Below are 19,964 nucleotides of genomic sequence, written 5' to 3'. Positions count from 1 at the left end.
TCATGCCATATTTGGCTTGTTTGAAACGGTTGTTGGTGCTGTTTTGCGGTGCGGGAAGTTACAGCCGTGCGGCCTTAAGGATACGGTAAATGGTGACTCTGCTGACTTGGTATTGCCGGAGAGTATTGCCTTTCAAATAATGTAAACAACACTGGCTTTTCTTAAATCCATGCCGTCTGAAAAAAGTTTCAGACGGCCTTTCCCATATCATTTACAATATTAAATTTAAACTTAACGCCAGTTAAATCAGGCTAAAATGCTTGTCCTCATCTCTCATTGGCTTTAATTTAACCATGTACAGAAAGTCTATGTCATGAAAAACGTTGTTATTTTGATTTCAGGTCGCGGCAGCAATATGCAAGCCATTGTCAACGCCCAAATTCCCAACACCCGCATTGCCGCGGTATTGAGCAATAGCGAAAGCGCAGCCGGTTTGGCTTGGGCGGCAGAACTCGGCATTCCCACCGACAGCCTGAACCACAAATCGTTTGAATCACGTTTGGCTTTCGACCAAGCCATGATGGCAAAAATCGACGCTTATCAGCCCGATTTGGTAGTGTTGGCCGGTTTTATGCGCATTCTGACCCCTGAGTTTTGCGTGCATTACGAAGGCCGCCTGATGAACATTCACCCATCGATTCTGCCCTCGTTTACCGGTTTGCATACTCATGAACGCGCCTTGGAAGCCGGTTGCCGAGTGGCTGGTTGTACCATTCATTTCGTGACTGCCGAATTAGACTGCGGACCGATTATCGCCCAAGGCGTGGTGCCGATTTTGGATAACGATACCGCGGATGATGTGGCTGCACGCGTATTGTGCGTCGAGCATCAATTGTTCCCCAAAGCCGTAGCCGATTTTGTCGCAGGCCGTCTGAACATCCAAGGCAACCGTGTTTTAAATACCGACTCACAGCCTCAATCATCCGCATTGCTGGTTTAAGATTAGGAGAGAGAATGAAAAAAATCGCTACCCTTACTGCTTTATTAACCGCCGCTTTGGCCGCGCCTGGACTTATGGCTGCCGAATTGCCCAAATCGGCAACGTTACAATATTCCGGTAATTACAAGATCCCGGCAACAATGAACTTTACCCGCTCGGGTAATAGCTACAAAATCGTTTCGACCATCAAAGTACCGCTGTACCGCATCCGTTTTGAATCCGGCGGTACCATTTCGGGCGACACGCTGCAACCAAAATATTACAGAGAAACTCGCGACGGTAAGCTTTATACCGAGGTAACCTTCAATGGTGACAATGTGACTTACGGTAAAGCCGGCGACAAGAAAAGCAAAACCGTTTCCGGTACCACCATGGATTTGTTTACCCTAGCATGGCAATTGGCCGCAAATGATGCCCAATTGCCTCCTAACTTAAGCGTAACGAACGGTAAAAAAATTTATACGGTCAACAATATGACCAATGCAGGCACTTCCAGCTATAAATTTGGTGGTGGCTCCACACCTGTAACTAAATATGTAGTTCATCGCGGCGATGATACGATTAACTATTCGTTTGCTACCGAATTGAACAATATTCCGGCACAAATCGTCTATAAAGAAGACGACGGTAAATCATATAATCTTCGTCTGACTCGTTTGACTGTTGACGGCAAAACAGTCAAACCTTGATTGACATCACTTTGGTAAAAACCATGCCGTCTGAAAATTTCACACGGTATGGTTTTGTTTAGATGATCGATGAACCAGCACCTAATTTGACTCAATTAATTTTAAGAAGCCCGCAACCGCATATCAAGTGCAACATCCGCGGGTTTTGTTTTCAGCAATGTTCGTGTGCTGTTGCACTTGATATGTGAAATACAAGGCCGTCTGAAAAATATTTTTTCAGACGGCCTCTTCTCAAATTTATAGTGAATTACTTATTGGTATTCAAATACAGATTAATCAAACGCTCGGTGGAGCTGTCGTGTTTTTGCGGTTCGCTCTCACCGGTCAGTTCTGCCAAAATGGTTTTGGCCAATTGTTTGCCTAACTCTACGCCCCATTGGTCAAAGCTGTTAATGCCCCAAATAGTGCCTTGAACGAAAGTTTTGTGTTCGTATAGAGCAATCAGGCTGCCCATATTGCGTGGGTTTACCTTATCCATCAAGATTAGGTTGGTCGGACGGTTTCCGGAGAAGGTTTTGTGCGGCACCAATTCTTCGACGCGATTCTCGTCCAAGCCTTGCGCCTGTAATTCGGCACGCGCTTCTTCGGGGGTTTTTCCACGCATAAAGGCTTCTGCTTGTGCAAAGACATTGGCCAGCAAGATTTCGTGATGGCCGCGCAGATTACTGCGTTTTTCCAAAGAGGCAATCAGGTCAATCGGTGTGATGTGCGTGCCTTGATGCAGCAATTGGAAGAAGGCGTGTTGGCCGTTGATACCGGTCTCGCCCCAAATAATCGGCGATGTCTCGTGTTGTACGGCTTGGCCGTCGAGTGTAACCTGTTTACCGTTGCTTTCCATGTCGAGCTGTTGGATAAACTTCGGCAGACGGTGCAAATGTTGGTCGTAAGGGGCGATAACATGGCTGCCGCCGCCGTAGTAATTGATGTACCAAATGCCGATCAAGGCTAAAATTACCGGCATATTGCGTTCCAGCGGTGTATTGTAGAAATGCTGGTCCATCAAGTGGGCGCCGTTGAGCATTTCGATGAAATTTTCTTCGCCCAAATACAGCATAATCGGCAAACCAATCGCCGACCACAGACTGTAGCGGCCGCCGACCCAATCCCAAAATTCAAACATATTGGCAGTGTCGATACCGAATTCGGCTACGGCTTTTTTGTTGGTCGATACGGCAACAAAGTGTTTTGCCACGACGCTTTCATCACCAGCATGCGCCAAGAACCATTCGCGCGCGGTCAAGGCGTTGGTAAGGGTTTCTTGGGTGGTAAAGGTTTTGGACGCAATGATGAACAACGTGGTTTCAGGATGCACTTTTTCCAATACATCGCGCAATTGTGAACCGTCAACGTTAGACACAAAATGCATGCGCATACGCGGATGCCCATATTGCTTCAGCGCGGTACACATCATCAACGGACCCAAATCCGAACCACCAATACCGATGTTCACCACATCGGTAATCACTTGATTGGTATAACCCAACCAATTGCCGCTGCGCACTTCATGCGCAAACTCACCCATGCGGTGCAATACATGGTTCACTTTCGGCATCACGTCTTCGCCATCCACCACAATCGGTGAATTGGTGCGGTTACGCAAAGCAATATGCAATACGGCGCGGTTTTCCGTTGAGTTGATTTTCTCGCCATGGAACATTTGCTTGATGCGTTCCGGCACACCGGCTTCGCGTGCCAAATCCAGCAATAAAGACAAGGTTTCATCGTTGATACGGTTTTTGGAATAATCCAGCGTCAAACCACCGACTTGTAACCAGTAACGTTCGGCACGTTGTGGGTCTTGCTCGAACATAGCACGCATGTGGTCAGTTTTGGTTTGATCGAAATGCTTCCACAATTTCGACCAGCTTGGTAGGTCGTGAAGGTGTCTCATAATTTTTTAGTCCTTATCATATTCAACGTGTTTATTGTGAATACTTCTTTTACTTTTTTGCAGTTGCAGGCTGGCCTGATCGCCCAAGCGCAAGGCCAAGCCGATGGCCAAAATGTCGATTACCGCCAATTGCAGCAGACGCGACACCATCGGCGTGTATAGCTCGGCGTTTTCCTGCGTAGCCACGCTCAACACGCAATCGGCCAATTGCGCCAACGGCGATTCGGCACGCGTGACTGCAATCACGGCTGCGCCGTTTTGCTTGGCAATACTGACCGCATCCAGTAATTCAATCGACGAACCGGTGTTGGAAATCGCCACCAGCACATCCTTATCTGTCAATACCGATGCTGCCATCAGTTGGGTGTGGGTGTCCACGTAGGCGACGGTTGAAATGCCGAAGCGGAAAAACTTATGCTGCGCATCCTGCGCGACAATGCCGGAACTACCTACGCCGTAAAACTCTACACGACGGGCATGCATCAAGGTCGCGATGGCATTTTCCAATTCCGCCTCTTTCAGGTAACGGCGTTCCCCCAATAAAGAAGCGGCCGCGTTGCCCAATACCTTTTCCACCACATTGTTCATGTCGTCATCGGCATTCAATTCTTCATGCACATAAGGCATGCCTTCGTGACCGATACTGGCCGACAAAGCCAATTTGAATTCCGGCAAGCCTTTATAGCCCAAACTGCGACAGAAACGGATCACCGTCGGCTGGCTGACCGAAGCACGCTCGGCAATTTCGGCCACCGCCGCATGCACAAACCATTTCGGCTCAGCCAAGGCAGATTCAGCGACTTTACGTTCCGCGCCCGATAAGTTCGGCAATGACTCACTGATTTTACTTAACATTATGGTAATCCCTCTCCGTTATCGCAATGTGACAGACTGTTTTTCTGCACTGCAAACTCATTTGCTTAAACTGTTTTCAAATGATTATCCAAAGCTGCAGCAGCACCGGTAATGCCGGGGAATTCACTCAACACGACATACACCGGAATCGCGGCTAAATAGGCTTCAAAACGGCCTTTGTTTTCAAAGCGGCTGCGAAATGAGGAATTTTTAAAATAATCCAACACACGCGGAATAATGCCGCCGCACAAATACACGCCGCCACGCGCGCCCAAAGTCAGCGCCAAATTGGAAGCAACCGTACCTAACATGGCGCAGAAAATATCCAAAGTTTGTCGGCACAAAGGCGATGAGCCGCTCAAGGCGCGTTCGGTAATTTCAGACGGCGTCAGTTTGCTTGGTTTGGCTTTTTCTTTGGCTGCCAAGGCTTCGTAAATCAAACTCAAGCCTGCGCCACTCAAGAAACGCTCGGCAGAAACATGGCCATACTTGTTTTTAGCGTATTGCCAAATGGTCACTTCCATATCATCAAACGGCGGAAAGCTGGTATGGCCGCCCTCGCCTGCCAATGCCACCCAACCGGCCGGGCTATAAACCAAGCCGCTCACGCCCAAACCTGTACCCGGACCGATTACGGCTTTAGGCTGTTTTTCAGCCGGCACTTGGCCGCCGATTTGCACCAAATCTTTGTCTTCGGTTTGAGTCACAGCCAAAGCTTGCGCGGTGAAGTCGTTCAGGAAAATCAATGTCTTCAAACCCAATGCCTGACGGGTGGTTTCAATGGAAAACGCCCAATGGTGATTCGTCATTTGCACCCAATCGCCGACAATCGGGTTGGCAATCGCCACCGCCGCATGGGCAACATTCGGTTGGCCGGTCAAGCGTAAGTATTCACGCGCAGCATCAACGATGGTGTCGTAATCCTTACACGGCAACACATGCGCTTGCTCGATTTGTTGCGGCGCCACTTCCAGCGCGAAACGGGCATTGGTGCCGCCGATATCGGCGACCAAACGTGGGTAATCAGTTGGTATAGAAGACATGGCAATCCACTCGTTCGTTATTCAAAATCAGGCTGATTGGATATTCGGTAGTCGGTTCTTCCGCCGCTTTATCAAACACGGCTTTTTTGTCTGCCCCCTGAATGGCCAAAAACACATTCAAGGTATTCAAAATTGCATCCAAGGTCATGCTCACACGTTCGTGCGGCGCAGTAACCGGTGTAGTGTGAATCAGGGTCAGGTTATTTTCCAGATTAATCGCGTCCGGCAATTGTGGCGCTTGCGGGAACAACGAAGCAGTATGACCGTCTCCGCCCATGCCCAACACCAGCACATCAGGATGCTTGTATTGTTTCAAAGCATAGTCCACCACAGCTTGTGATTGTAATTCAATTTCGGTTTTACCGTCTTCCACCATCGGAATCCACTGGGCCGCCGCCGCTTTGTTTTGCAATAAATGTCCGCGCACCAAGCGGGTATTGCTGTCGGGGTGAGTGGTCGGCACAATGCGCTCATCCACCAAGCCGATGCTCACATTGGCCCAATCTAAGTCTTTTTGCGACAAGGCCTCAAAAAAAGCAATCGGTGAACGGCCGCCGGATACCGCTAACACGGCATTACCTTTTTCATTCAGGGCATTTTGCAATTCGATCGCCACCGCATCCGCTTGTGCGCGGGCGGCAACTGCTGCGTTTTCATATTCGTGCCAAGTAAACATCGTGCGCTCCTTTCGTTGTTCAGACGGCTTTCAGATAATCAGGCCGTCTGAAACATTTAAGTAGACTCTCAATTAAATCAAGATGGGTATAATTCTTTGCAAACGTTTCAGACGGCCTAATCAACACGCTCTTCTTTAAACCGTCTGAACGATTATCCCAACCGACAACTGTTTTCAGACGGCCTATTTATTTGAAGGCTGCCTAAACGATACTACTGCTCTTCGTGCCATTTATTGCCGTCACGCGCCAATAATTCACGCGCTGTTTCCGGCCCCCATGAATGGGCAGCATAGCCGTGTGGCGCTTGGGTATTTTTCGCCCAGTTATCCAAAATCGGCATCACATATTCCCACGCGGCTTCCAATTCGTCACGACGGTTAAATAAGGCCAGATTACCGTTAATCACATCCAGCAGCAAACGTTCGTAAGCTTCCGGACGCCGGCCTGTCAATTGTTTGTCCAAATCGATGGTCATCGGTGTGACTTCTACATTATTGCCCGTGCCCGGTGTTTTCACTTGCACACACAAACGAACGGAATCAAACGGCTGCAACTCAATCACCAAGCGGTTGGCAAAAGGTTGGCTGCCCGGGAAAATGTGGCTGTCTAGATCACGGAAATTCAACACGATTTCCGCTACTTTATCGGCCATGCGTTTGCCGGTACGCAGATAAAACGGCACGCCCTGCCAACGCTCATTGTCAATCTCGGCTTTAATGGCGACATAAGTTTCAGTGAAGCTCTCAGCCGGGATATTCAATTCCTGCAGATAGCCTTTCATGTCGCGTGCTTCAGTGTATTGACCACGAACGACGTTTTCATTTACCGATTCAATCGTCAATGGTTTCAGTGATTTAATTACTTTTACTTTTTCATCGCGTACATCATCGGCATCCAAGCTTTTAGGCGGTTCCATGGCGGTCATGCACAACATCTGCATCAAGTGGTTTTGCACCATATCGCGTAAGGCGCCGGTGATGTCGTAAAACTCGCCGCGCTCTTCCACACCTAACTGCTCGGCGATAGTGAGTTGCACACTTTTAATATATTTATTGTTCCACATCGGCTCGAACATCACATTGGCAAAGCGCAAGGCCAACACATTTTGAAGGCTTTCTTTGCCCAGATAATGGTCAATACGGTAAATTTGTTCTTCTTTAAAGAAGCTGCCGACATCATTATTGATTTGTTGTGATGAGGCTAAATCGGTACCCAACGGTTTTTCCAATACCACGCGCACATTATCGGCATTCAAGCCCACTGCCGCCAGATTTTCACAGGCTTGGGCGAAGAATTTTGGCGCAGTCGAAAGATAAACCACCACACTTTCGGTTTCAGTGCGGGATTTGACTTTTTCACCCAGCGCAGCAAAGTCTTCAGAACGGGTTACGTCAACGGTGAGATACTCGATGCGTTTGATAAAAGATGCCCATTGCTCATCCGAAAAATTTTGTTTCACATGAATTTTTGAATTGGTTTCCACCTTAGCCAAGAAGCTTTCAGTATCCATTTCGCTGCGGCTGACGCCCAAGATGCGGCCTTGCGGATTCAGCAATCCGGCCACATGTGCCTGATAAAGGCACGGAAGCAATTTGCGCATGGCCAAGTCGCCTGTTGCACCGAACAACACCAAATCAAAATTTGTTTGAGTACTCATTGTTTCATCTTTCATCAAGAGGAGGCTTAAATGCCATTTTTAAGAAATATTTTTTATAAACCCACAAACCTTAACGTGACAAATCCGCATAAAATCAGATACATTGTAAGCATATCGGAAAATTTAAATGCATATTGCCTGTTGAAAATCCAACGAAACCAGTAAATTAGTAGTAATACTACACATCGCTACAGGTTTTGTCTATCTTCATTTTCAGAATTTATTTGACTTAGTTTAAGTTTTTAACACATTCACGATTACAGTTTCTTACAATCAGACCAAACTAAGACTTGCATCAAATTTCATGCAGATAAGTCAGACCAACTGTAACAAAATTACAATATTTGTATTATAATGTTGACCATATTTATTTGCTTCAAACTTCCTTCAGACGGCCTCAACAAGCCGCCCACACAAAACCGAGTCGCATCGATCGACCAAAAAGGAGCCATACATGAGCCACACTCCTATCCATCCCAAACTCGCGGAAATTACCCGGCGCATCATCGACCGCAGCCAGACAACTCGCGCCAAATACTTAGCCAAAATCCGCGCCGCTAAACAACAAGGCCGTCTGGAGCGCAATCAATTGGGTTGCAGTAATCTTGCCCACGGCTATGCTTCTATGCCCAAAAGCATCAAAATCGAAATGCTCCAGGAAACAGTGCCGAACTTAGGCATCATTACCTCTTACAACGACATGGTGTCGGCGCACCAGCCATTTAAAGATTTCCCTGACTGGATTAAGGACGAAGTACAGAAACACGGCGCCACCGCACAAGTTGCCGGCGGCACACCGGCCATGTGTGACGGCATCACCCAAGGTTATGCCGGTATGGAATTATCTTTGTTCTCACGCGACGTGATTGCGATGAGTACGGCAGTAGGCATGTCGCATCAAATGTTCGACGGCGGCCTGTATATGGGCGTATGCGACAAAATCGTACCGGGTCTGATGATTGGCGCCTTGTCGTTCGGTCACGTTCCGGCGGTGTTTTTACCGGCGGGTCCCATGGCCAGCGGTATCAGCAATAAAGACAAAGCGCGGACACGCCAATTATTTGCCGAAGGTAAAGTCGGCCGCGATGCCTTGCTCGAAAGCGAAATGGGGTCTTACCACAGCCCCGGCACCTGCACCTTCTACGGTACGGCCAATTCCAACCAAATGATGATGGAAATGATGGGCATGCATTTACCGGCAGCTGCATTTGTGCATCCTTATACTGATTTGCGCGAAGCCCTCACCCGCTACGCCGCTGCCCATTTGGCACAAAGCATCCGCAACGGCACCGCCATGCCATTGGGTGAAATGCTGACGGAAAAATCATTCATCAACGCCCTGATCGGCCTGATGGCCACCGGCGGCTCGACCAATCACACCATGCATTTAGTCGCTATGGCGCGCGCAGCCGGTGTAATCCTGAATTGGGATGACTTTGACGAAATCTCTTCAATTATTCCATTGCTGATTCGTATTTACCCGAACGGCAAGGCCGACGTCAACCACTTTGCCGCAGCCGGCGGTTTGCCGTTTGTGATTCGCGAATTGCTGGATGCCGGTTTGCTGCATGACGATGTCGACACCGTAGTCGGCCGCGGCATGCGCCACTACACCCAAGAGCCGTTCTTGATTGATGGCAAACTGGAATGGCGCGAAGCCCTGACCGAAAGCGGCAACGACGACATTTTGCGCAAAATCAATAACCCATTCTCACCCGATGGTGGTTTGCGTCTGATGCAAGGCAACATCGGCCGCGGCGTGATTAAAGTATCTGCTATCCGCGAAGGCTGCCGCATCATCGAAGCACCGGCCATCGTGTTCAACGACCAGCGCGAAGTATTGGAAGCCTTCGACCGCGGCGAACTTGAACGCGACTTCGTGTGCGTGGTTCGTTATCAAGGTCCGCGCGCCAACGGTATGCCGGAATTGCACAAACTCACCCCGCCTTTGGGTATTTTGCAAGACCGCGGTTTCAGCGTTGCCCTGCTGACCGACGGCCGTATGTCGGGCGCATCGGGCAAAGTTCCGGCTGCCATTCACATGACACCGGAAGCTTTGATGGGCGGCGGCATCGGCAAAATCCGCACCGGCGATTTAATCCGTTTTGATTCAGTTACCGGCGAACTGAACGTCTTAACCAGCGAAGCCGAATGGGCAGCACGCGAAGTCGAGCAAATCGATTTGAGCGCCAACCAGCAAGGTTGCGGGCGAGAATTGTTTGCCAACTTCCGCAGCATGACCAGCTCGGCAGAAACCGGCGCCATGAGTTTCGGCGGCGAATTTGCCTGAATCTTTTTCAGACGGCCTGCTGATGAATCTTCAACGCCGTCTGAAACCTATTAACGAAGCGAACTTATTTTCAAGGAACAAACATGTCTGCAACACTCACCCCACGCGAAATCTTAAGTGCAGGTGCGGTTATCCCTGTGATGGCGATTGACGATTTATCTACGGCTGTTGACTTGGCACACGCCTTGGTTGAAGGCGGCATTCCCACGCTGGAAATTACTTTGCGCACACCGGTCGGCGTGGATGCCATCCGCCTGATCGCCAAAGAAGTGCCTAACGCCATCGTCGGCGCAGGCACGGTAACCAACCCCGAGCAACTCAAAGCCGTGGAAGATGCCGGTGCACTCTTCGCCATCAGCCCGGGATTGCATGAAACCTTGGCTAAAGCCAGCCACCAAAGCAGCATTCCGCTGATTCCGGGCGTGGCGACACCGGGCGAAGTGCAATTGGCCTTGGAACACGGCATCGATACCTTGAAGCTGTTCCCCGCCGAAGTGGTTGGCGGCCAAGCGATGCTCAAAGCACTTTACGGACCTTATCCGGATATCCGCTTCTGCCCGACCGGCGGCATCACTTTGGAAAGCGCACCTGAATACTTGGCCTTGCCGAATGTATTGTGTGTCGGCGGCTCATGGCTGACTCCAAAAGAAGCAGTGCAAAATAAGGACTGGGATAGCATCACCCGCTTGGCAAAAGAAGCTGCGGCACTAAAATCTTAACCCCCCTATCAGAAACACCTAAAGCGAAGCCAGTGATTTTGGTTTGTATTATGATGCCCAACACCTCGGGGATGACTTTTGAAAACCGAAATAATCCAATATGGTTTGGCCGTTATTACGGCATTTGTCTAACTCATAGCGGTCACTTACGTCGCATCATTTCCCAATGACCTCCATCCGCTCACTTGGATTTAAATTTTGAAAAATACGAGGCTTCCAAACAACAGGCCATCTGAAAATTCAGACGGCCTGTTTCATAATAATCATATTGTTTTATTTGATTTAGTCATATGTTTCACAACTAATATCACGGGGTTTGCAGAACATTTCATGATGTCGGGTCAAACACTGTTTGCGCACCTCCAATTTGGCACGCCCCAAACTACTATGTTCGCTTCGATAAGTTTGAGTAAACGGAGTCATACTACAAACATGCACTTTACCGTTATTTTTTACCAAACTGCGATCAACATCATGCACACCGATAACAACCGGAACTGGCTGAACAGCCACTCCTTCATAAACCGGAATGGCACAACCGCCCAAAGCCAACGTTGCCACCAATACGGCAGTAGCAGTATAGGCTGAATTAACGGTTTTCATATGAATGATTCCTTTCATTAACTCAATTTATTACCATTGGCAAATTTAACATTTAAATGATTTAAGGATTGTCATTATTTTTAAAAAACGGTTTAAACAATCAAAAAAACTTTAACTCATACTACCCGCTGCCATTACTTTGGCAGCACCAAAAAACTGATCAATAATTCTTTGAACAAAAAGCCAAACACACCCAAGCCCAACACTAAAAACAGCATGATCATGCCGAATTTTCCGGCTTTTGACTCTTTGCCTAAATTCCACACAATAAAACCAAGAAAAATCACCAATACTGTCAGGCAAATTTTCAATGCCCATGCGGAAAATACCGCCTCATCCATAACCACTCCTTATGATTCTCACCAATTTTTCAGACGGCGCCGTTGCTTACAAAAGGCCGTCTGAAACAGAATAATCCGCACGTCAAGCACGTAAAGCCTGATTCAAATCATCAATCAAATCATCAATATATTCGAGGCCGACCGACAAACGCACCAAGCCTTGGCGGATACCGGCGGCAAGCTTGTCTTCCGGCGACATACGCGCGTGGGTGGTTGTCCACGGATGGGTAATGGTCGAGCGTACATCACCTAAGTTGGCCGTACGTGAAAATACATTCACACTGTCAATCACCTTCCAAGCCGCATCTTGGCCGGCCAGTTCGAAACCGACCACAATGCCGCCGCCGTTTTGCTGGCGCTCAACCAGTTCGCGCTGCGGATGGTCGGGCAAACCGGCGTAATATACCGCATTCACCTGTGGTTGCTGTTGCAGCCATTGCGCCACCTTCAACGCATTGTCGAATTGTTTTTCCATGCGGATGGAAAGCGTTTCAATACCGCTCAACAATTCAAACGAATTAAACGGCGAAATCGCCAAACCGCAAGAGTTGGCATATACCGCCACCTGATTCATCAAGGCTTCCGAACCGGACAACACACCGCCTGCCACGCGGCCGTGGCCGTCAATCGCTTTGGTTGCGGATTGCACGGAAATGTCAGCACCGCATTGCAAAGGTTGTTGGCCGAATGGCGACATCAAACTGTTATCCACCACCAGTAAAGCTTCGTTTTCGTGTGCCAACGCCGCCAAGGCCGGCAAATCAGCGACTTCACTCAAAGGGTTAGACGGTGTTTCCAAAAAAAACAGCTTGGTGTTACCCTTTACTGCTGCACGCCATTCGGCCACATCAACGGTCGACACATAGCTTACCTCGATACCGAAGCGCTGCACCACGGTATCGATAAAACCGACGGTCGTACCGAACAAACCGCGGCTGCAAATCACATGGTCGCCCGCACTCAAAAAAGTTAAAAATGCCGCCTGAATCGCCGACATACCGCTCGATGTCGCCACTGCGCGCTCAGCGCCTTCCAAAGCCGCCACGCGTTTTTCAAAAGCAGCAGTGGTCGGGTTGGCAGTACGGGTGTAGGTGAATCCTTTTACCTTTTTGGAAAACAAATCCGCCGCGTGCGCCGCACTTTCCCACATAAAACTACTGGTTAAAAACAATGCTTGGTTGTGTTCGTTGTAAGCGGTTTGCTCTTTGCCGGCGCGGATGGCCAAGGTTTGCGGGTGAAGCTTTTTCATCATGGTTGAATCCTGAATGTCCAAGGCCGTCTGAAAACGGAAATAAAAAAAGCAGCGTTGCGTCTGCTGTATCGGCCTTCATGTAATGTATTAATATTTTGCGCCTATTTTCATTGGGTTTCAAGAACAAAAACCATGCAAAATAAGATAGTCATTATTAAGCTAAAACTAAGATTATCCGTTCTATTTTTGAATAACTCAGGCCGTCTGAAAGCAATATAATTTCAGACGGCCTTAAACAATCATTGGTAAATCTTGCCGTTGTGTTTCAACCAGCCGTCAATATGCCGACCGTTGGGGTCATGGTGCGTCCAATGAATCACGCCGCCTTGTTCCGACCATTCATACACGCCATAGAAGCGGACGGTATCGCCTTTTTTCAAGCCTTTGATTTTATCCGCCAAATCGATATTGTGTGCCACCAATAAGGTTTGGCCGCCGGATAATTTCAAAATAAAGCGTTGATGACTCGAACCTTTGTTGTCATCAGGCAAGGTTTTTTTTACCACGCCCTCGCCTTCAATTTGCAGGTTGTTGCGTCGTTGTTCAAATGCGCGCTGCAACACGGCTTCGGCATTGGTGCTGCCCGTTGCACTGCCGGAACGTGTTTGATCTTGTGCAGACGGCCCTGACTGCGTTTGCCCCTGCTTCGGCTCTTGCGACGTATCCTGCCATTTCTGATAGCCGAAAAACGCCGCAGCGGCAACGACAATCCAAATCCATTTATTCATTCGGCTTACTTCTCACGCTTGTATTTCATTTCGTATTTCAAATCGGCCAGCACTTTTTTCACATTGTGATCGAGCAAATCCTCCACCAAAGCCGGCGCTTGTTCGTTTAAGGTTTGCTGCAAATTATAAGAGAGCAAAGCCATTTGTTTTTGCAGCGCCACGCGAATCATGCCGTTGACCGCATCGGTAACGTGCGGACGCATGCGCTTGATCAGGCGCTCGGCCAATTCTTGTTCGGAGATGCAAAACACTTCTCGGCGGCCGATGGCTTGCGGGTTCAATACATTGATGTTCACCACTACTTTTTGTTCGGGCACATCATCAAAGCCGTCTGAATGCTCGGTTTTATTCATATTTTCAGACGGCATGATGTCTTCGCTTTCGGTTTGCGGCTCGGGAAATTCAACGGTTTGGCGTTTCGGATTCAGCCACACGGTGCGGGTCGATTCGATGTGTTTCTCGGAAGCACGCATTTGCAACGCGTTTTGTGCGCTCAACCAGTTTTCCTGCAGTAGCACCATATCGTCAGTTTCGATGTCTTCATGCTGCGCTACTTCGGCATTGTGCTCTTCCTGCCATTTGCGCATGTATTCCCGCAATACCTTATCGCGCGATTTTTGGTCGAGTTCATAAGGTTTGTCGGCTTTGGCGGCAACATTTTGGCACGCATCTTTCGATTCGCGAATCAAGGGTGCGTGGGTGTAAGGCGCGTTAATCTGACGGGTTTGGCGCAATTGTTCCAACCGGCGCTCCCAGTTGAAATCGTTTTCCGTTTGTGATGAGGGATTTGGCTTTTTGGTATCCATTTTTATCTCGTTGCAATTTCCGTTTCGCAATCAAACCGCTTGATTTGCTATAATGCGACATTCTATCAGATTCCTAAGGAATAGACATGAGCGGCATTGAGCAACGATTAGAATTTTTGGAAGAGTCAAACGAAGTTTTGCGTATGCAGAATCACGTATTGGCAACCGCACTCAAAGGCTTGATTCGCGCCCTGCCCGGCGACACCGCTCAAGACGTGGTCGAATCCATCCAACTGGCCTTTGAAGATGCCTTGGCCGAACTCAGCTACCAAGACAGCCCGCACACAGATTTGTTCCACGATGTGACTTATGCCTTTTTCCGAGAAAAAGAGCGCTGATTCAAGCGGATAAACGGCAAAAAGTTTATGCTCCGCATTGCCCTGTCATGATAGACTTATGCTAAAATCGCGCTTTATTTTATTTAATTCCGATTCACCACACAGAGGAAACTCACCATGAACATGAAAAAATGGATGGCCGCAGCCATTGCCTGCTCGGCACTGACCTTGGTCGCATGCGGCGGCCAAAGCAAAGACACCACCGGCGCTGCACCTGCTGCTGCCGATCCAAATAAAGTATACCGCGTGGCCATGAATGCCGAATTCGCGCCATTCGAATCACGCGATGCCAACGGTAAAGTCGAAGGCTTCGACGTTGACTTGATGAATGTCATGGCCAAAGCCGGCAACTTCAAAATCGAATACAAACACCAGCCTTGGGAAAGCTTGTTCCCGGCGTTGAAAAATGGCGATGTGGACATCGTGATTTCGGGCGTAACCATCACCGATGAGCGTAAACAATCGATGGACTTTACTGATTCATATTTTGAAATTACCCAAGTGGTGTTGGTGCCGCAAGGTAAAACCATCTCCAATCCTGAAGACTTGAAAAACCTGAACAAAGTCGGCGTGGTAACCGGCCAAACTGGCGATTTCTCAGTATCTAAAATCTTAGGTAACGACAGCCCGAAAATCGCCCGCTTTGAAACCGTACCGTTGGTAGTCAAAGAATTGGAAAACGGCGGCTTGGATGCTGTGGTGAGTGACAGCGCTGTCATTGCCAACTATGTGAAAAACAATCCGACCAAAGGCATGGATTTTGTTACCCTGCCTGATTTCACTGTTGAAAACTACGGCATTGCTACCCGAAAAGGCGACGAAGCGACTGTTCAAATGCTGAACGACGCGCTGAAAAAAGTACGCGAGAGCGGCGAATACGATCAAATCAAAGCCAAATATTTTGCTGACGAAGCGAAGAAATAATTTGATTTAATGCGGTAAAATATAAATAAGGCCGTCTGAAATATAATATTTCAGACGGCCTTATTATTATTGCAAAATCGCTTAAGGTAAAATCAGAAGCAAATGGCATTTTCTGATAAACAGAGACTTTTGCAAAACCCATCTGAATACCAGAACATAATCGCCGTCATTCCCGCGCAGGCGGGAATCCATTTTTAAACATGACAAGCTATTGAATAAAATAGGTTTCTTAAATTCCAAGATAGATTCCCGCCTGCGCGGGAATGGCGGCATTTAGGGTTTTATTGGTAGTTCTTGAGGTTTTGCAAAGGTTTCGGCCTTTATTTTTTTCACTTCCAACTTAGCCACACCGCCCATATACGGCTTCAAGGCGGCAGGAATGTTGATGCTGCCGTCGGCGTTTTGATGGTTTTCCAAAACAGCAACCAAAGTGCGGCCAACTGCCAAACCTGAACCGTTTAACGTATGCACCAAGCGGTTTTTGCCGTTTTCGTCTTTGAAACGCGCTTTCATACGGCGCGCTTGGAAATCTTCGCAGTTGGAGCAGCTGGAAATCTCGCGGTAGGTATTTTGCGCCGGCACCCACACTTCCAAATCATACGTTTTGGTCGCACCAAAGCCCATGTCGCCGGTGCACAAGGTAATCACGCGGTAAGGCAGTTCTAAAGCCTTCAAGATATTCTCCGCATGGCCGACCATCTCTTCCAAAGCTTGGTAAGAATCTTCCGGGCGCACGATTTGCACCATTTCCACTTTGTCAAACTGGTGCTGGCGAATCAAACCACGCACGTCTTTGCCATACGCACCCGCTTCCGAACGGAAACACGGCGAATGCGCGGTCAGCTTCAGCGGCAATTCGCTTTCAGCCACGATGCTGTCGGCCACGGTATTCGTGAGCGTCACTTCCGCCGTCGGAATCAGGTATTGCGTTTTCTTGCCCTCATCGCCGCCACGGGTCACATGGAACAAATCTTCGGCAAATTTCGGCAACTGACCCGTGCCCTGCAAGGTTACGTCATCAACGATATACGGCGTGTAATGCTCGGTGTAGCCGTGTTGCAGCGTGTGCGTGTCCAACATAAATTGCGCCAATGCACGGTGCAAACGCGCGATTTGGGCTTTCATCACGGTAAAACGCGCACCCGACAAACGCGCGCCGCCTTCAAAATCCAAGCCGAGCGGTTCGCCCAAATCAACATGGTCTTTAATCTCAAAATCAAATTCGCGTGGCGTGCCTACTTTACGCACTTCTACGTTTTCAGTTTCGTCTTTACCCGCAGGCACACTCTCATGCGGCAGATTCGGGATGGTCAGCAACCAAGCGTCCAATTCCTGCTGCACTGCCTCCAAATCCTTGGCCGCCTGTTCCAAATCCACCTTAATTTGCGCCACCTGATCCATGGCCGCCTGAGCTTCATCATGTTTGCCCTGACCTTTGAGCGCACCGATTTGCTTGGAAATACTGTTGCGCGCCGCCTGCAATTCCTCAGCCTTAACCTGTACCGCCTTACGCTGCTCTTCCAAAGCCTGAAAACGCGCCGTGTCAAATTCATAACCACGCGCCGCCAAACGGGCCGCCACCGCATGGGTGCCATTACGCAAAAGTTGGATGTCTAACATGAATCTCTCTCAATAACTAAAAATATGAATAGTGGTATTGTAAACCAAATCCGAAGTATTTTCAGCAGCCTGAAAACGGTGTGAAACGGAAAGGCTGCCTGAAAATCCTGGGCTTAACCAAACAAAAACCAAAGCCCTGCTGAAACCAGCAGGGCTTTACAGCAGGGCTTTAATCGAAATCTGGCACGCCCACGGGGATTCGAACCCCGGTTGCCGCCGTGAAAGGGCAGTGTCCTAGGCCTCTAGACGATGGGCGCGTAACCGAAGGCGAAACTATACCGAAGCCGTTTTATACTGTCAACATAACCGCACGATTATTTTCATCAGGCCATGTTTTTCAGACGGCCTTTATCCATTTTTTCGGCTAAAATCTGTATAATGAGAGCGTTTTAAGGAAAGGAAAATCAGATGTGGTTTAAGCAAATCAGTTTTTACCCTGTTAACAAGGAAAAACTGCCTGAATTGGAGGCTTTGGCGGCTAAGCTGGGCGAAACGGAATTTACCCATTGCCAAGGTTTGGATTGGTTCAGCGAGGGCTTTGCCGCACCGGTTTCTTTCTCGCCGGAACTGGTTTTTCCGGCCGATTACACTTGGCGCGTGGCTTTGAAAAAAGAAGAGAAAGTCTTGCCTGCGGGTGTGATCCGCGATATTTTGGACGGCAAGGTTTTGGAAATCCAAAACAACGAAGGCCGCAATGTCGGCCGCAAGGAAAAGCAGGAATTGAAAGACATCATCACCGATGACCTGCTGCCGCGCGCGTTTACCCGTTCCAGCCGCACGCAGGCGGTATTGGATACGCGGCATGGTTACTTGCTGGTGAACAATGCTTCTTCTGCCAAAGCGGAAAACCTGTTGACCAAATTGCGCGAAGCCTTGGGCGGCTTGGAAGCGGGCCTGCCGGATACCAAGCAATCGCCTTCTTCGCTGATGACTTCTTGGCTGCTCGACGGGCATTGCGAAGGCGGTTTCGAGTTGGACAGCGATTGCGAACTCAAAGGCGTGGGCGATGTGGTACCGACGGTAAAAATATCCAAGCAGGATTTGACTGCGGATGAAGTGGTGCAGCACGTGAAAAACGGTAAAACCGTAACCCAGTTGGGCTTGGTGTGGCGCGAGCAGATTGCGTTTATCCTGACGCAGGATTTCACGCTCAAGCGCATTCAGTATTTGGATGTGTTGCAGGAAGAAGCGGAAAACAACGGCGATGATGCCGCCAGCCTGACTTTTGCTTCGCAAATTCTGATGACCGAAGCGCTCAGCACCATGCTGGAAGAATTGGTTTCTTATTTAGGCGGCTGGCAAGAATAATTTCAGACGGCCTGATAAACAGGCCGTCTGAAACCATTAAGGAGTGGTTTATGTTGAAATATTTAGCGTTTTTGCCTTTGGGCTTGGCATTGTGGCAACCGGTGCGTGCGGCAGTCATCGACCCTTACCAAATCAAGGGCTGCCGTTATGAAGGCGAGGTGGACAAAGCCAACACGCCGCACGGCAAAGGCACATGGGCCTGCCAAGACGGCCGCAGCTATCAAGGCCGGTTCAAAAACGGCCGCTTCGACGGCAGAGGTATTTATACCGTCAATGTCAGCAAGCATTTATTTTTAGAACCGTTTTCCGTCAACAGTACCCGCCTGAATAAAATGGTTTTGACCGGCCGATTCAAACAAGGCTTTGCCGAAGGGAGGTTCCAAGTGACGCAAAACAATGAACCGCTGTTTGTCATCACGTTTGACAAAGGTGTGATGAAAGATGTCAAACTCGCCAATCGGCCTAAGAAAAAATAGTGTCCGGACGGCCTCATCAACAAGGCCGTCTGAAAACTATACCGCTTACAAGGAATCAGCATGAGCATTAAATCAGACAAATGGATTCGCCGCATGAGCGAAGAACACGGCATGATTGAGCCGTTTGAGCCGAACCAAATCAAGGAAATCAACGGCCAGCGCATTATTTCCTACGGAACATCGAGCTACGGCTACGACATCCGCTGCGCCAACGAATTCAAAATTTTCACCAACATCAACAGCACCATCGTCGACCCGAAAAATTTCGACCCGAAAAACTTCGTCACCGTCGAAGACGATTGCTGCATCATTCCGCCAAACTCATTCGCCCTAGCGCGTACGGTGGAATATTTCCGCATTCCGCGCAATGTGTTGACCGTGTGCTTGGGCAAATCGACTTACGCCCGTTGCGGCATTATTGTCAACGTGACCCCGTTTGAGCCGGAATGGGAAGGCTATGTCACGCTGGAATTTTCCAACACCACCCCGCTTCCGGCCAAAATCTATGCCGGCGAAGGCGTGGCGCAAGTGTTGTTCTTTGAGAGTGACGAAGTATGCGAAACATCTTACAAGGACCGCAACGGCAAATACATGGGCCAAACCGGCGTGACCTTGCCAAAAACTTGATCTGCACTCAAATACAGTCGTTTAAAATAGAAATAAGACAAGGCGACAGCGGCCGCTATGTACACTCGGTATATATCGATACATATCCGTACATAAGGGAGCTGGCGCTGATTAGTTTTATTTCAAACGACTATACCCATCCAAAAAGCCGTCTGAAAATTTAGTTTTCAGACGGCTTTT

At 48.8% G+C, this 19,964-nt stretch carries 20 protein-coding genes, 1 tRNA gene and 1 pseudogene; 9 read left to right on the top strand and 13 right to left on the bottom strand.

What is annotated here, in order from left to right:
* Window positions 1-118, bottom strand: a pseudogene (locus tag ACFPVS_RS10235) (IS481 family transposase); the annotation flags it as partial.
* Between the two features lie 195 nt (window positions 119-313).
* Here ACFPVS_RS10235 and purN point away from each other — a divergent pair.
* On the top strand, window positions 314-940 hold the full coding sequence (purN, locus tag ACFPVS_RS10230; RefSeq protein WP_096295648.1) for a phosphoribosylglycinamide formyltransferase: 627 nt from the start codon (window positions 314-316) through the stop codon (window positions 938-940).
* 14 nt (window positions 941-954) lie between these two features.
* Complete coding sequence (locus tag ACFPVS_RS10225; protein WP_096295649.1) at window positions 955-1,629, top strand: DUF3108 domain-containing protein; 675 nt, start codon at window positions 955-957, stop codon at window positions 1,627-1,629.
* Window positions 1,630-1,876: 247 nt separating this feature from the next.
* Here ACFPVS_RS10225 and pgi read toward each other — a convergent pair whose 3' ends face one another.
* The 5 genes from pgi to zwf all read right to left on the bottom strand — a co-directional run bounded on the left by pgi (window position 1,877) and on the right by zwf (window position 7,752).
* Window positions 1,877-3,520 (bottom strand): glucose-6-phosphate isomerase, encoded by a 1,644-nt coding sequence (gene pgi, locus ACFPVS_RS10220; RefSeq protein ID WP_123804057.1) that lies wholly within the window; start codon window positions 3,518-3,520, stop codon window positions 1,877-1,879.
* A gap of 6 nt (window positions 3,521-3,526) precedes the next feature.
* A complete protein-coding gene (locus ACFPVS_RS10215; protein WP_096295650.1) occupies window positions 3,527-4,375 on the bottom strand; it encodes an SIS domain-containing protein in 849 nt (282 codons plus the stop codon).
* Window positions 4,376-4,440: 65 nt separating this feature from the next.
* The gene (locus ACFPVS_RS10210) at window positions 4,441-5,418 is read right to left on the bottom strand and encodes a glucokinase (RefSeq protein ID WP_096295651.1); all 978 of its coding nucleotides are present in this window, start codon (window positions 5,416-5,418) and stop codon (window positions 4,441-4,443) included.
* A complete protein-coding gene (gene pgl, locus ACFPVS_RS10205) occupies window positions 5,399-6,094 on the bottom strand; it encodes a 6-phosphogluconolactonase (protein ID WP_123804058.1) in 696 nt (231 codons plus the stop codon). Before pgl ends, ACFPVS_RS10210 begins: the two co-directional genes overlap by 20 nt.
* 212 nt (window positions 6,095-6,306) lie before the next feature.
* Window positions 6,307-7,752, bottom strand: coding sequence for a glucose-6-phosphate dehydrogenase (zwf, locus tag ACFPVS_RS10200; protein WP_123804059.1), 1,446 nt, complete (start codon window positions 7,750-7,752; stop codon window positions 6,307-6,309).
* Between the two features lie 454 nt (window positions 7,753-8,206).
* On the opposite strand from zwf, the gene edd reads away from it, so the two are divergent.
* Window positions 8,207-10,042, top strand: a complete 1,836-nt coding sequence (gene edd, locus ACFPVS_RS10195) for a phosphogluconate dehydratase (RefSeq protein WP_096295652.1) — start codon at window positions 8,207-8,209, stop codon at window positions 10,040-10,042.
* Between the two features lie 83 nt (window positions 10,043-10,125).
* Window positions 10,126-10,761, top strand: a complete 636-nt coding sequence (locus ACFPVS_RS10190) for a bifunctional 4-hydroxy-2-oxoglutarate aldolase/2-dehydro-3-deoxy-phosphogluconate aldolase (RefSeq protein WP_378595737.1) — start codon at window positions 10,126-10,128, stop codon at window positions 10,759-10,761.
* A 282-nt stretch (window positions 10,762-11,043) separates the two neighbouring features.
* Here the strand turns inward: ACFPVS_RS10190 and ACFPVS_RS10185 are convergent, their stop codons facing one another.
* The 5 genes from ACFPVS_RS10185 to ACFPVS_RS10165 form a co-directional block, all read right to left on the bottom strand.
* Window positions 11,044-11,364, bottom strand: coding sequence for a hypothetical protein (locus tag ACFPVS_RS10185; RefSeq protein WP_198345273.1), 321 nt, complete (start codon window positions 11,362-11,364; stop codon window positions 11,044-11,046).
* Between the two features lie 134 nt (window positions 11,365-11,498).
* Window positions 11,499-11,705 (bottom strand): DUF2788 domain-containing protein, encoded by a 207-nt coding sequence (locus tag ACFPVS_RS10180; RefSeq protein WP_095502476.1) that lies wholly within the window; start codon window positions 11,703-11,705, stop codon window positions 11,499-11,501.
* A gap of 82 nt (window positions 11,706-11,787) precedes the next feature.
* The gene (gene metZ / locus ACFPVS_RS10175; RefSeq protein WP_096295653.1) at window positions 11,788-12,957 is read right to left on the bottom strand and encodes an O-succinylhomoserine sulfhydrylase; all 1,170 of its coding nucleotides are present in this window, start codon (window positions 12,955-12,957) and stop codon (window positions 11,788-11,790) included.
* A gap of 239 nt (window positions 12,958-13,196) precedes the next feature.
* Complete coding sequence (locus ACFPVS_RS10170) at window positions 13,197-13,685, bottom strand: DUF3465 domain-containing protein (RefSeq protein WP_378595736.1); 489 nt, start codon at window positions 13,683-13,685, stop codon at window positions 13,197-13,199.
* Between the two features lie 5 nt (window positions 13,686-13,690).
* Complete coding sequence (locus tag ACFPVS_RS10165) at window positions 13,691-14,491, bottom strand: hypothetical protein (protein WP_096295654.1); 801 nt, start codon at window positions 14,489-14,491, stop codon at window positions 13,691-13,693.
* An 86-nt stretch (window positions 14,492-14,577) separates the two neighbouring features.
* Here ACFPVS_RS10165 and ACFPVS_RS10160 point away from each other — a divergent pair, with 86 nt between their 5' ends.
* Complete coding sequence (locus ACFPVS_RS10160; RefSeq protein ID WP_096295655.1) at window positions 14,578-14,829, top strand: NGO1151 family protein; 252 nt, start codon at window positions 14,578-14,580, stop codon at window positions 14,827-14,829.
* A 117-nt stretch (window positions 14,830-14,946) separates the two neighbouring features.
* Window positions 14,947-15,753: a basic amino acid ABC transporter substrate-binding protein gene (locus ACFPVS_RS10155; protein ID WP_096295656.1), complete on the top strand. Its 807-nt coding sequence runs from the start codon at window positions 14,947-14,949 to the stop codon at window positions 15,751-15,753.
* Between the two features lie 273 nt (window positions 15,754-16,026).
* Here the strand turns inward: ACFPVS_RS10155 and serS are convergent, their stop codons facing one another.
* The gene (serS, locus tag ACFPVS_RS10150; protein WP_096295657.1) at window positions 16,027-17,373 is read right to left on the bottom strand and encodes a serine--tRNA ligase; all 1,347 of its coding nucleotides are present in this window, start codon (window positions 17,371-17,373) and stop codon (window positions 16,027-16,029) included.
* Between the two features lie 181 nt (window positions 17,374-17,554).
* Window positions 17,555-17,630, bottom strand: a tRNA-Glu gene (locus ACFPVS_RS10145).
* Window positions 17,631-17,781: 151 nt separating this feature from the next.
* Between ACFPVS_RS10145 and ACFPVS_RS10140 the strand changes: the two genes are divergently transcribed.
* Genes ACFPVS_RS10140 through dcd form a run of 3 tightly spaced genes read left to right on the top strand, consistent with a single transcriptional unit; the run spans window position 17,782 to window position 19,784 of the window.
* Window positions 17,782-18,681: a recombination-associated protein RdgC gene (locus ACFPVS_RS10140; RefSeq protein ID WP_096295658.1), complete on the top strand. Its 900-nt coding sequence runs from the start codon at window positions 17,782-17,784 to the stop codon at window positions 18,679-18,681.
* Between the two features lie 50 nt (window positions 18,682-18,731).
* Entirely contained in the window at window positions 18,732-19,157 is a 426-nt protein-coding gene (locus tag ACFPVS_RS10135) for a hypothetical protein (RefSeq protein ID WP_096295659.1), read from the top strand.
* A 60-nt stretch (window positions 19,158-19,217) separates the two neighbouring features.
* The gene (gene dcd, locus ACFPVS_RS10130; protein WP_095502485.1) at window positions 19,218-19,784 is read left to right on the top strand and encodes a dCTP deaminase; all 567 of its coding nucleotides are present in this window, start codon (window positions 19,218-19,220) and stop codon (window positions 19,782-19,784) included.
* The last annotated feature ends 180 nt before the right edge of the window (window positions 19,785-19,964 follow it).

This window comes from Neisseria weixii, assembly GCF_042658245.1.
GTDB classification, from domain to species: Bacteria; Pseudomonadota; Gammaproteobacteria; order Burkholderiales; family Neisseriaceae; genus Neisseria; species Neisseria weixii.
The sequence above is the reverse complement of the archived record's forward strand: the minus strand, read 5'-3'. Positions and strand labels throughout refer to the sequence as shown.